Annotated in this window: 14 protein-coding genes; 9 read left to right on the top strand and 5 right to left on the bottom strand. The window is 44.7% G+C overall.

What is annotated here, in order from left to right; genetic code table 11:
- Window positions 1-123 precede the first annotated feature (123 nt).
- Complete coding sequence (locus tag ACXAH2_RS01795) at window positions 124-561, top strand: DoxX family protein (RefSeq protein ID WP_475076179.1); 438 nt, start codon at window positions 124-126, stop codon at window positions 559-561.
- 53 nt (window positions 562-614) lie between these two features.
- On the opposite strand, the gene ACXAH2_RS01790 is transcribed toward ACXAH2_RS01795, so the two are convergent.
- Window positions 615-1,277: an FMN-dependent NADH-azoreductase gene (locus ACXAH2_RS01790; protein WP_475076177.1), complete on the bottom strand. Its 663-nt coding sequence runs from the start codon at window positions 1,275-1,277 to the stop codon at window positions 615-617.
- 116 nt (window positions 1,278-1,393) lie between these two features.
- Here ACXAH2_RS01790 and ACXAH2_RS01785 point away from each other — a divergent pair, with 116 nt between their 5' ends.
- Entirely contained in the window at window positions 1,394-2,284 is an 891-nt protein-coding gene (locus ACXAH2_RS01785; RefSeq protein ID WP_475076175.1) for a LysR family transcriptional regulator, read from the top strand.
- A gap of 196 nt (window positions 2,285-2,480) precedes the next feature.
- A complete protein-coding gene (locus tag ACXAH2_RS01780; protein ID WP_475076173.1) occupies window positions 2,481-4,082 on the top strand; it encodes a GMC family oxidoreductase in 1,602 nt (533 codons plus the stop codon).
- 68 nt (window positions 4,083-4,150) lie between these two features.
- On the opposite strand, the gene efp is transcribed toward ACXAH2_RS01780, so the two are convergent.
- Window positions 4,151-4,726 (bottom strand): elongation factor P, encoded by a 576-nt coding sequence (efp, locus tag ACXAH2_RS01775; RefSeq protein WP_475076170.1) that lies wholly within the window; start codon window positions 4,724-4,726, stop codon window positions 4,151-4,153.
- 193 nt (window positions 4,727-4,919) lie between these two features.
- Between efp and epmB the strand changes: the two genes are divergently transcribed.
- The gene (gene epmB / locus ACXAH2_RS01770; protein WP_475076168.1) at window positions 4,920-5,942 is read left to right on the top strand and encodes an EF-P beta-lysylation protein EpmB; all 1,023 of its coding nucleotides are present in this window, start codon (window positions 4,920-4,922) and stop codon (window positions 5,940-5,942) included.
- Between the two features lie 10 nt (window positions 5,943-5,952).
- Here the strand turns inward: epmB and ACXAH2_RS01765 are convergent, their stop codons facing one another.
- Window positions 5,953-7,236, bottom strand: coding sequence for a ribonuclease J (locus ACXAH2_RS01765; protein ID WP_475076166.1), 1,284 nt, complete (start codon window positions 7,234-7,236; stop codon window positions 5,953-5,955).
- A gap of 207 nt (window positions 7,237-7,443) precedes the next feature.
- Between ACXAH2_RS01765 and ACXAH2_RS01760 the strand changes: the two genes are divergently transcribed.
- From ACXAH2_RS01760 to ACXAH2_RS01750, 3 genes are all read left to right on the top strand, one after another.
- Window positions 7,444-8,364, top strand: coding sequence for a hypothetical protein (locus tag ACXAH2_RS01760; RefSeq protein ID WP_475076164.1), 921 nt, complete (start codon window positions 7,444-7,446; stop codon window positions 8,362-8,364).
- 39 nt (window positions 8,365-8,403) lie between these two features.
- Window positions 8,404-8,904, top strand: a complete 501-nt coding sequence (locus ACXAH2_RS01755) for a LabA-like NYN domain-containing protein (protein ID WP_475076163.1) — start codon at window positions 8,404-8,406, stop codon at window positions 8,902-8,904.
- Window positions 8,905-8,979: 75 nt separating this feature from the next.
- Complete coding sequence (locus ACXAH2_RS01750; RefSeq protein WP_475076162.1) at window positions 8,980-10,026, top strand: GGDEF domain-containing protein; 1,047 nt, start codon at window positions 8,980-8,982, stop codon at window positions 10,024-10,026.
- Here ACXAH2_RS01750 and ACXAH2_RS01745 read toward each other — a convergent pair.
- Window positions 10,023-10,241, bottom strand: coding sequence for a VF530 family protein (locus ACXAH2_RS01745; RefSeq protein ID WP_475076160.1), 219 nt, complete (start codon window positions 10,239-10,241; stop codon window positions 10,023-10,025). The two genes, ACXAH2_RS01750 and ACXAH2_RS01745, sit on opposite strands and share 4 nt — an antisense overlap.
- 108 nt (window positions 10,242-10,349) lie before the next feature.
- Here ACXAH2_RS01745 and ACXAH2_RS01740 point away from each other — a divergent pair, with 108 nt between their 5' ends.
- Entirely contained in the window at window positions 10,350-10,637 is a 288-nt protein-coding gene (locus ACXAH2_RS01740) for an HlyU family transcriptional regulator (RefSeq protein ID WP_475076158.1), read from the top strand.
- Window positions 10,638-10,679: 42 nt separating this feature from the next.
- Window positions 10,680-11,690: an alpha/beta hydrolase gene (locus ACXAH2_RS01735; RefSeq protein ID WP_475076156.1), complete on the top strand. Its 1,011-nt coding sequence runs from the start codon at window positions 10,680-10,682 to the stop codon at window positions 11,688-11,690.
- A gap of 30 nt (window positions 11,691-11,720) precedes the next feature.
- On the opposite strand, the gene ACXAH2_RS01730 is transcribed toward ACXAH2_RS01735, so the two are convergent.
- Window positions 11,721-12,554 carry an SDR family NAD(P)-dependent oxidoreductase gene (locus tag ACXAH2_RS01730; RefSeq protein WP_475076155.1) on the bottom strand — a complete coding sequence of 278 codons (834 nt, stop codon included), beginning with the start codon at window positions 12,552-12,554 and terminating at the stop codon, window positions 11,721-11,723.
- Window positions 12,555-12,792 lie beyond the last annotated feature (238 nt).

Below are 12,792 nucleotides of genomic sequence, written 5' to 3'. Positions count from 1 at the left end.
GTTATAAGCTCTCATTATTGTTCAACTTTTTTGAACATATTAATCAAAATACTTCGTTATCTATTTTGTTTCCAACTGTATATTGTATTTCAATCCTTCATAAAAAATCTCAAGGTATAAACTATGCAAGCATTTATTCAAAACATCACTCGCACTTCATCCGGCTGGGCAAGCACCATTCTTCGTATCCCCGTTGGTTTGATTATGATGGCTCACGGCGCACAAAAATTATTTGGTGCATTCGGTGGTTATGGTTTAGAAGGCACAGGTCAGTGGATGGCCTCCATTGGTCTTGAGCCTGGTTACCTGATGGCTCTGCTGGCGGGCAGCGCAGAATTCTTTGGTGGTCTGGCCTTAGTCATTGGTTTGTTAGTTCGTCCTGCTGGCATCGCCTTGGCCTTCACCATGCTAATCGCCATCTTCTCTGTGCATTTCAGCAATGGTCTTTTCATGGCAAACAATGGTTATGAATACGCTCTAACCCTGCTGGTTGCCTGCTTGTCTTTGGCTTTCAGTGGCGCTGGCGCTTTGTCACTAGATAAAGTAATTGGCAACAAATAGTGTTTCATCTCAGCTAGAAAAGTTCGACCTCTCATTAGAGAGGTCGAATACTTTTAGCCTAATAATTCCGTCACTAAGCTCTCTATACGATGCTTTGCCGCTGCAATTGACTCTTTATGTCTAGCATCTTTAAATTCTTGAAATTCAGAACCAATTTCATAAAATAATTCCGCCCCTAAATAACGTCCAAGTTGTTTTACATGAGGCCCTAAATGGTTCATTTTTTCTCGAACACCACCTGCTTGAAAGCCAAATTCACCTGATGAGGTTAATAGCACTAATACTTTTCCTGACAATATCGGCTCAATCGGAAAATCGCCTCTCGCAAGATCAAACGTAAATGTATGATTAACCCTCAAAACCTGATCAAACCAAGCCTTTAGGACGGCTGGCATGCCATAGTTATGCATAGGCGCGGTCATTAAAATTAAATCGGCCTGTTTTACTTCTTCATAATACAAATCTGACTGTTCAAGCACTCTCTTTTGCTGCTCCGAACATGTCCCTGGTTCGGTAAACGCAGCCGCTAGCCAATCCATTGAAATAAACTCAGGCGGATTAGCAGCTAAGTCTCGATAAACCACCTCTGTAGCATTATTTTTATTCATCCATAAAGTTAGAAAGTGCTGGCCTAGTGATCTAGATATTGATGCATGAGAGGAGGTTTCACTCTCGCTTAAACGAACACTTGAATCGATATGCAATATATTATTCATAATATCCTCTGTTATCTTGTCATTTACAGAGGACAGTGTTCATTTAAAATGGCGTTATGACAAAGGATTAAATTTTACCTATAAATAAGTTAATTTCATCTATAAGGAAATGCTGTATGTTTCAGAAATTACCCTCTCTCAATGGAATTCGAGCGTTTGAAGCCTCTGCTCGACTTGGAAGTTTCAAAGATGCGGCTGCTGAACTCCATGTTACAGCGACAGCCATTTCTCATCAAATCCGCACTCTCGAAGATAAGTTGAATATAAGGCTCTTCGAACGACAAACCAGAAAAGTCATTCTCACACCTGAAGGCATCATTTTAGCTGAAGCAGCTCATCAGTCTTTACAAGGGTTACTAACGAAAATGAATTACTTACAAAAAATGCCCAATGATTTGACCGTTAGCACGACAAACTCATTTGCAAGTAAGTGGCTCGTCCCAAACTTAAATAAATTTCAATCGACGTACCCGGATATCAATATTCAGATCAGAGGTGAAGATGAAATGGTAGACATAGAAAACGATAGACGAATTGATTTGGTTATTCGCTACGGCGACTCTTCTAAAAACCATCATAAGAGCACACTCGTTAAAAAAACCTTGTTCACAGAATATTTCTGTCTTTACGCAACGCCAAAGTACTGGCAAGCATTAAATCGAGATAAGCAACAAATACAGTTTTTTGCGACTCAATGGAAAAATCCAAACTTAGCCCCTTTGAACCTAGAAGAACAGCTACCTAAAAACTATCCAAATACGAAAACCCAATATTTCAATGATGAAAGCTTCACCGTTCAGGCCGCATTATCAGGTCAAGGTATCGCTCTATTGGGTAGAATCACCGCCGAGCATTCTCTTGAAAATGCTTGGTTGCAGAGGGGAGAAAAAAATTACTCTCTGCACATTCCCGGACAGGATTACTATTTACTCATTCCCCAAAGAGTGGCGCACTTACCCTCTGTTAAAGCATTTGAGCAATGGATTATCGAAATGATGAACCTCTAAAGTAGAGGCCCACACTCACTTTACTGTTTGAAGGCAAAAACCAAGCTAAATGGATTGTTGAGCTGTAATTTTACTCACCTATAACGACAAGGGAAATCAATGAAGCTCCCTTAATTTAGAAGCTTCAATCCACCCAGTTTATCAGTTAACATCAAATCCAATAGCGCCAAACCAATAACAAAAATGAGTGCTTTATATGGATTACATCATCATCGGCGGTGGTGCAGCAGGTTGCCTGTTGGCCGAACGCCTATCTCAAAACCCGCAATGGCAAGTCACCTTGCTAGAAGCTGGCGGAGCAAACAATCATCCCCTAGTAAAGATTCCTGCAGGCATTATTGGCTTGATGCGCCATAAAACATTCAATTGGGCATTACACACAGAAGCCGAAGCGGAATTAAACAATCGACAATTATTTTGGCCCAGAGGTAAGGGCTTAGGCGGCAGTACTGCCATCAATGCCATGTGTTACACCCGCGGCCAAGCGCAAGATTATGATGACTGGCAAAAACACGGAGCTAAAGGATGGGATTACGCCAGCTTATTACCGCATTTCAAAGCCACGGAACACTATCACCGTGGTGAAAACGCTTGGCATGGGGGCGATGGCGAGTTGCAAGTACAAGCTCTGCGCCACCAGCATCCTCTTTCGCATGCCTTTGTCGACGCTTGTCAAGAATACGGTTTACCGCTGAATATTGATTTCAATGGCGCAGAGCAATTGGGCACAGGCTTTTACGATGTTATGCAAAACCATGGTCAACGCTGCAGTGCGGCTCACGCTTTTCTTGATAAAGCCAAACACAGAACCAACTTGACCATCATTTCAGCAGCGCAAGTGGAAAAGATTCCGTTACATGATAAAGCTGCCACTGGCGTTTTGTATTGCAAGGATGGCAGATCGCATTTCCTCGAAGCCCAAAAAGAAGTTCTCTTATCCGCAGGTGCCATTCACAGTCCGCAGATTCTTATGTTATCCGGTATCGGCGCAAGCAAAGAATTGACACCCAAAGGCATTAAGCTTGAGCATGAGTTAGCAGGCGTCGGTCAGAATTTACAAGACCATTTGGATATTAGTCTGATTCATTTAGACAAAACCCGTTCTAGCATTTCCTTTCACCCAAGCTTTTTACCCCAAGGCATTAAGGCAGTGATGCAATACACTAAGCGTCGCGGTTTGTTAGCGTCCAACATAGCCGAAGCCGGTGCCTTTGTCGCCACGCAAATTGACAATCCTAGACCCGATGTACAGTTGCACTTTTTGCCTGCGGTTGAGGTGAATCACGGTCTAAATTTATGGCCTACCACACGTCACTTTGGCTTTACCCTAAGGGCTTGTTTGTTGCGCCCTGCCAGCCGTGGCCAGATTGGCTTGCATTCGAATTCCCCCTTTGCTGCGCCTAGAATTCAAGCCAATTACTTATCCGCGGAAGAAGACTTACAAGGCATGATAAGAGCATTCGATTGTGCCAATGACATTTTACAGCAATCCACATTCAAAGCGTTTTCCAAACAAATTTGGCAACCAAGCAAGTCAAACTTAACGGAAGACAAAAAGATCGACTACATACGACAGCACGCAGAAAGCATTTATCATCCAGTCGGTACTTGCAAAATGGGCACAGATGAAATGTCGGTTGTCGATGAAAACCTGAAAGTGATCGGCATTGATAAACTCCGCGTGATTGATGCTTCCATCATGCCTACCTTGGTCAGCGGCAACACCACGGCGCCCACTTTAGCGATTGCGGACAAAGCAGCGCAGCACATAATGATAAGTCAGACTGAGAGCCATTAATAAAAAGCAGACACAAAAAAGGGAAGCCACGGCTTCCCTTCTTCAAACATGCTTCTAGCGAATCAGATTTATTTGCCTGTCGCACGAGAAACGTATTCGCCCGTACGGGTATCCACACGCAATACTTCACCAATGTTGATGAACAAAGGCACACGTACCATAGCGCCTGTAGTCAAGAAAGCTGGTTTAGAGCCACCGTTGGCGGTATCACCTTTCACACCTGGATCGGTTTCTACCACTTCTAACTCGATGAAGTTAGGTGGCGTAACCGCCAGCGGCGCACCATTGTATAAGGTTACAACGTATTTCTCTTGTTCCTTCAACCAATTCTTCGTATCCGCAATGGCATTTTCATCCGCTGCGTGCTGTTCAAATGAACCATCAACCGCCATGAAGTGCCAGAACTCACCGTCTGTATACAAGTATTCCATGTCGGTGTCCATGACATCAGCCGATTCCAAAGTATCGCCAGACTTAAAGGTACGTTCCCAAACACGACCTGTTTTTAGGTTACGCAATTTCAAACGGTTAAAGGCTTGGCCTTTACCTGGTTTTACGTGTTCGTTGTCCAATACTGCACATGGATCGCCATCGACCATTACTTTTGTGCCGCTACGCATGTCACTGGTAGAAATATTTGCCATACATCCTCACCGTATATGTTTAGAGAAAACGCTCTGACTGGCGTATCATGTCAGCCTAAGATCTCTGCAAACGTTTTTAAGCCTAGGGTCGTAAAATAGCGTTTGCAGAGATCTTTGTGAGCCAATCGGCCAAGTGGCCAAAATCCTTGGCGCAATCATAACCTAAATAAACTCAATTTTGCAGATATTTGACGTGATACCGATTCAAACTGAAAACCAGCTAAGCTGGACAGAACAGCTCAAACAAGCCATTACCTCATTACCTGATCTGATCGATCATTTGGGCTTATCGCAAGACCTAATATTACAAGGTGTAGAAGCGCATCAAAGTTTCCGCTTATTGGCACCAAGACCTTATGTAGCGCGCATGGAATACGGCAATCAAAACGATCCTCTGCTACGACAAATTTTGCCCAGCGCACCAGAAATGCAAAAAGTGGCGGGCTACTCCACAGACCCACTGGCCGAGGCTGAACACAACCCGCAAAAAGCCCTCGTCCACAAGTACAAGCGTCGTCTTTTGGTGATTACTACTGGCGTGTGTGCGGTGAATTGCCGCTACTGTTTTCGACGTCATTTTCCTTATGGTGACAACCAGTTAGCCCAAGCAGAATGGCAAAGCGTGTTTGCTTACTTACAAGACCATCCCGACATCAATGAAGTCATTTTAAGTGGCGGCGACCCTTTGATGATGAAAGACAGCCTGTTAGCGGATAAGGTGCGACAGCTTGAAGAATTGCCACAAATTAAACGTTTACGCATTCACACCCGTTTACCCGTAGTGATTCCACAACGCATTAATGATGAATTGTTGGCTTGGATCAGCAGCAGCCGTTTGGACATTGTCATGGTTTGGCACATTAATCATGCGAATGAAGTGGATCAAGCCATTGCGAATGCTAGCCATAAACTCAAGCAGGCTGGCGTAACCTTGCTCAATCAAGGGGTGTTACTCAAAGGCATTAACGATCAAGTGGAAGATCAAGTAAACTTGAGCGAAGCCTTGTTTGCCGCAGGCATTCTGCCCTATTACCTATTCACATTAGACCCCGTGGAAGGGGCAGCGCACTTTGATATCAGCATTGAAGAGGCGCAGGTTTTGATGGGCAAGGTGGCCGCAGAATTACCCGGCTATCTGATGCCCAAACTCGCCAAAGAAATTCCTGGCCAACAAGCCAAAACCCAATATGCCCCACTGATAGAATCTAACCGCTAGTGGGCAAAGATTAACGCAATAAAGCAATGCGCCCCGTGTTCACCACCTTACGATCCAATTTGATACGGGGAGCCAGCTGATACAAGTCACCGTTTAGGCCTACAAGCTGGTGAGGCACGTGGCTGTCTTTCGCTACATCCGCATTGGCCGCTAAATGAGCTGCTTCACCATGCACTGGAATGGCCACTTGCGGCTGCACCCAAGAATAGAGTTTTTGCAACTCGTCGCGATAGGGATGGCCACTCACATGAATGGGTAAGCTAGTGTCCTGCTGTTGCAAGGTGCGAATTTTCTGCCCTTTAAATTGACTCACCAAGCGCAGTATGTCGTTTTCGTTGCCCGGAATCATCATGGCGGAAAACAGCACCAAATCATCGGCTTCTAAAGTCAAATCAAAACAATTGTTGGCCGCCAAGCGATTTAACATCGCGCGCGGTTCCCCTTGACTCCCAGTGGCCACGGCCAACACTTCTTCACGGGGTAAATACCCCACGTGCGCGGCATCAATTAAGGGCAAATCATCGGGCCAATAGCCTGTCGCTTTTGCGATGTTAACCATATTGATCATAGAGCGACCTAATAAAGCCAAATATCGCCCCGTTTCTTTGGCCACTTTGCCAAGGGACACCAAACGCGCCAAGTTACTGCTAAAACAGCCCACGACGACGCGATTTTTCTCCGCTTTTATGGTTTCAAGTAAGGCTTGATAACAGGCTTCTTCGGAGACGGAATGACCTTTTTGTAACGCATTGGTGGAATCACACACCATGGCGAGCATATCCTGCTTCGCCAAGGCACAAAAGCGCTGAGCATCAAAGCCTTCTCCGACAACAGGAGACGGATCAATTTTCCAATCCCCGGTGTGAAACACACGACCCGCTTGAGTATCTATGGTTAGCGCAAAGGCTTCTGGCGTAGAATGGGTTAAACCAATCCAAGACACAGTAAACACGCCAATGCGTTGCGACGCTTGATCGGCCACTTCGATGATAGGCACAGCCTCAAGCAACCCTACTTGCGCCAATTTACGACGCAACACTTCGGCCGTGAACTTGGTCGTATACACAGGACATTTAAAGCGTCGCCATAAATAAGGCAAGGCGCCGACATGGTCTTCGTGGGCGTGGGTAATCACTATGCCCGCCAAACGCTCCTTTTGATCGCTTATAAACTTTGGATCAGCACTGACGATATCGGCAGTGCGAATCTCTTGCGGTGTAAGAGGCTCATTGAATGACACACCACAATCTACCATCAGCCACTGTCCATCGTGACCATAAAGATTTAAGTTCATACCGATTTCGCCAGTACCCCCAAGTGGGAGAAACCATAAGTCTTGACGGGATGGAATGAGATTTGTGATAGGGGACTCCTTGTGATGCATTGCGCTTGTGCATCATACCACAAGCGATAAACTGACATATGTTATTGAGAATATGATATTTTCTCAGTATTGAGCGGTAAGTTAAATTTACTTTACCTACTATTACGGAATGTTAGTTTGAATTATTCAGTCACGACCAAATTAGCCAAAGGCGTTGCCTTCTTCATTGTCCTTGCTTGTATCGCTATTTTTGTCCTCTATTTGGTACAAAAGTTTGGCAGCGATTATGCTGAGGAAAAAATTCAACAGCGTATTCAAAATGCTGGATTAACGCAGCTGATTCATTATGAACGTCTGCATCTCGATCCCTTTACCTTGACGCCTTCATTAGAAAACGTTCGCATTGGTTCTGCCTCAGCCCCTTGGCTTTATTTATCGCGCATATCGTTTAACGCTTACTTATTCAAGCAACCCAGTTTGGATGTGGATTTCTGGATCAAAGAAACACCGGTGAACCAGCTAGCCGCCAGCAGTGCCAGCCTATTTCGCCATGCGGGTTTGCAGACGGTATTGGGCAAAGGCCACTTTCGCTCTCAAGTCGACGGTGAGCAAGTAACGTCACAGCTGCATCTGGACATTAAAGATCTAGGTAAATGGAACATCACCAGTGACAGCCTAGTCGATCAAACGCCACTCAATTTGACCGAAGTGCGAACCGATCTGCTGGCTTCTATTGCCCTTGGTCAACCCGAAGCCGTACTCGTTATTTACGGCGACAAACTCAAGCTTGCTCAAGTACAGCTTAGCTTTGACAACGCAGGCTTATACCAACACCTTTTGCAAACATGGCAAACACCAGACATGGCTTTGTTGAATCTGCAAAATCAAATTTCACAACTGGGCTTAGCGCCAGCAAATAGTGTCACTGCATTGGAAATGGCACAAGGTCTTTATTCGCTTATCGAACGAGATCAAAACCTGACCCTTCAATTACGACCAGCAGAGCCAATCAGTTTAAAAAAACTGGTGTTATTCGCTGGTGAAGATGATTTAGCAAAATCTGCGAATGTGTCCATCCGTCAACACGACACGCCATAATGATGTACTCGCTTAATGAGCAAACAAAAGGGCTATTTAATGGCACACTCTCAGCAAACAGCACAACCTAGGGTAACCATTCTGGTGGACGTACAGAATATCTACTACACCACTCGACAGGCATTTTCACGATCGTTTGACTATAACGCTTTTTGGCGACAGGTAACGAACAAAAGACAGTTGGTAAAAGCCATTGCTTATGCCACTGACCGTGGCGACGAAAAGCAACGCCAGTTCCAAAACATATTGCGCGCCATTGGTTTCGAAGTGAAATTAAAGCCTTTTATTCAACGTGCTGATGGTTCCGCGAAAGGCGATTGGGATGTGGGTATTACCATAGATGCCCTAGAGTACGGTCGTGATGCGGACATCTTAGTGCTGGCATCGGGGGATGGGGATTTTGATTTACTGGCCAAAACCTTGATTGATAAACATCAAACCAAAGTGGAAGTTTTTGGTGTCGAAGACCTAACGGCACAGTCGCTTATCCAAGCCGCCACTGAGTTCACAGCCATCGATAACAAATTGTTACTGAAATAAGTCTAACTCATCTATTCTTTTGAGAGAGAATATGGCGCAAAAAACATGCCTTATTTTTCTTTGAGATGTAGATAAATGAGTTTTGCTACTGAATCCCTATTCCAAGCGACAAGAAATACGTTGCATAAATGGCTGAGTTTAAGCACAGGCATCATTATCTTGTTTTTCTGCTTGCTGAATACTTTCATGCTTGACCAGCAAAACTTAGGCTTAATTCAATCTGGCTTGTGCCTACTCAATTTCTACTTCTTTTGGAGAGCCCGCCATGAGCAAACCAAAGCTTGGCATCGTCATCTCTTCATAATTACTCTCTGTTCTGCTGCTCTGTTTACCTTTGGATATGCGGATTTACGCGCAGGCTCTGTGTATTGGTTAATGTTATTGCCCGCTGTTTTCTGTCTATTAGGCGGTGCCAAAGCCGGGCTTTGTTATACTATACTGGCCTCTTTCCCCGCTATTTTTATTATTTATTTCCGCTCTGACACCGACAACTTCATTCATTACCGCTCCATTCTAAACTATGTATTGGCTTATTTTATGGTCTATGCCGTCTGTTATCTCTACGAGATTCAACAGAATAATCAACACCAGCGGCTAAAGACAATGGCCTTTGAAGATCCATTAACAGGCGCCAAAAACCGTCATGCATTGAAAGTGTTTTTTGATCATTTCAATCGTGAAACCAAAACCCTCTACATAGATTCAGAATGGGCCACTCGTTTATTAATTGTCGATATTGATTTCTTTAAGACGGTAAACGACGAATGTGGTCATGAAGTGGGCGACCAAGTCTTGATAGAATTGACGGAACTCTTACAGTTTTACACAGGGAAAGATCATGTGTATCGCTTTGGCGGCGAAGAGTTTTTAATCATTTTAAAAGATACTACCGCTTCGCAAGCCTACGATTTTGCCGAAAACATTCGCCAGCGCGTAGAAGCGTCTGTGTTCCGCGCCAGCCAACATCAAATCAAGATTACCGTCAGTATCGGTATTGCCAAACTGCAACAGGGTCATTCCTTTAGTCGGTTCCTCAAGGCGGCAGACAAAAACCTCTATTCCGCCAAGCACAAAGGACGCAACCTAGTGCACCATAATGATTTGGTTGACGAACTCAATTAATGAAAGGTTTCTAAATACAAGGCTTCGACCTTTTCTCGCGCCCAAGGCGTACGACGCAAAAACGTTAGACTCGACTTTACTGATGGGTCTTTTTTAAAACAGTTAATATTGATCAGCCAAGACAATTCCTGCCAACCATAATGCTCTTGAAGTTGCGTCACCATTTTTTCTAACGTAACGCCATGCAATGGATTATTTTGTTGAGTTTGTGGCAAGTTATTCCCCTTTATTTAATATCTTCCTAGTATAACTCATCGACCTAATTTGACTATTGCATAAAATCCCCGAAGAATAACCACCATAACAATTAGGAGAAACAAGAAATGGGTATTTTATCTGCTCTAAAAGGCATATTTTCAGGTGGTGAAGCGCCTGCAGAAAAAACCGCAGACGCCATTGAATACAATGGTTACCAAATCACCCCAGCGCCAATGAAAGACGGCGGTCAGTATCGCGTAGCTGCAACCATTACCTTAGGCGAAGGGGAAGAACAAAAAGTGCATAATTTCATTCGTTCAGACCTCATGGCAAACCGTGATGAATGCATTGAAATCACCGTACGTAAAGCCAAACTGACCATAGATCAATTAGGCAAGAACCTGTTCAACTAATCGGGTTCAACGAATACTTATCAACAAACAAGAGAAGTCTTTATGAGCGCACCATTAGGACAAGCTTGGCGTTTACTCAATCAAGGTGAAGACCAATTGGGCGCGGACTTCTATTACCGAACCTTCGCTTTCCCTGGCCCAAAAACACAGGTTCACACCACCTTGATCCATCATTTGGGGAATCAACAAGCCAGTAAAGCGATCTTGTATGTGCACGGCTACACAGACTACTTTTTTCAAGCGGGTTTAGCACAGCACTTTGTTGATCAAGGCTACCGTTTTTACGCGATAGACTTACAAGGCTATGGCCGTTCTATCCGCCCTTCTACCCCACCTAACTGGTGTGACTCAGTAGAGCAATACAGCCAAGATTTGGACATTGCTTTGGCGACCATGAAGCAAGACGGCGTTGAGCAAGTAGTGATATTAGCCCATTCTACCGGCGGTCTAGTGGTCTCCACTTATTTAGCGCAACCTTACGCCTTGCCTGAGCGGGAAAGCCATTACCAAATGTCGTTTCCCGAAGTGATCGGGTTTATATTGAACAGTCCTTTTTTAGCACTGCCCTTTCCTCCAGCTTTACTGAATCGCATCAGCTGGCCAATTCGTATTTTGGTCTCGGCATTGCCTTTCTCTTCTTTACGCGCCAAGAAGATCACCACTTATGCCAAGACTTTACACAGTCGTTTTGGTGGAGAATGGGATTATCGACTCGATTGGAAACCTGCAGAAGGTTTTGATCTGTCCTTTCATTGGCTCAGAGAAATCATTCTAGCGCAGCGCAATTTAGCACAACAAAGTCTCAATATACCGACCCTATTGTGTCGCTCCAGAATCAGCACCATAGGCAAAGACAGTGTAATTGAAACCCAGCAAGGGGATGGTGTGCTAGACGTAAACAGCATGAAACAAGCTGCCCATAGAAGCTTTACCAACCTAACGGAAGTGGTGATTGATAAAGGCTTCCACGATTTGTACTTGTCTCATGAAAACGCCAGAAAGGAATATTTACAGGCGATGGACGATTGGTTAGCGCAGCTGAGCAGCCAATAATCCAAATTTACTAAGCAATGCCAAGGCAGATTAGCTGCCTTGACGACGCATCACCCAATCCAACAGAACCGTCGGCAAAAGGCGCTTCATCAGTGCCGCAGCATAGGTCGGTGTGGTGACATAATATCGAGCTTTAGGATGTGGTGATTCTAAGGCATGAAGCAATTTCTTCACCACCGCACTGGCTGGCAGAGTGTGTGATGAGGCCACCCCTTCCTTACTCAAACGAGTAATGGCTTCTTGATAGCCTTGTTGATGACGGCTGGCCGCTATATCAATGTTATCTTTTAACGCCTGCAAGGCATTCGCACGAAAGCGGCTCTCTATTGGACCTGGTTCAATCAAACTCACTTTCAATGGGGTATCGTGCAACTCCAAGCGCAAGGTATCGGTCAGTCCTTCTAAAGCAAACTTACTGGCGTTATAAGCGCCTCGAAATGGCGCGGCAACCAAACCCAACACCGAGCTATTTTGCACGATACGACCGTAACCCTGTGCTAACATCAACTTGATTATTCGTGTGGTAAGATCATGAGTACCAAAAACATTGGCTTCAAATTGCGCTCGCAATGCCGCCACAGGCAGGTCTTCCACTGCACCTGGCTGTCCGTACGCACCATTATTGAATAACGCAAACAAGTGCCCACCTGTGATCTCTAAGGTGGCGGCAAGACCTTTCTCAATGGAATCAGGATCCGTTAAATCTAACTGCACCACATGCTCTATGCCTTGTGCTTTTAAAGCATCGACATCTTTTTGCTGACGGCAACTGGCGATCACGAGAAAATTTCGCTGTTGCAACATACGCGCAGCTTCCAATCCAATCCCGCTGGAACAGCCTGTCATCAACACAGAAAATTGCATAGCATTCACCCTTACAATAGAAATGATATGGGCTCCCACCCTTTTCATCGATAAACACAGCGTAGATAAACAAAGATACCTTGTTGAAACCACGTCCGCATGGCTATTATGCGAGTTGGTCTAGATTTAGCAAAAACTATTTTGCACTTGTGCATGGCGAAACTTTTCTTGAATAATAACTTGCTTTGAATAATAAAAGAGTATTCATGCATTGCTCCCCAACTGAATGCAGGACTCA

Source organism: Marinomonas sp. ABL3_031 (assembly GCF_056161265.1).
The sequence above is the reverse complement of the archived record's forward strand: the minus strand, read 5'-3'. Positions and strand labels throughout refer to the sequence as shown.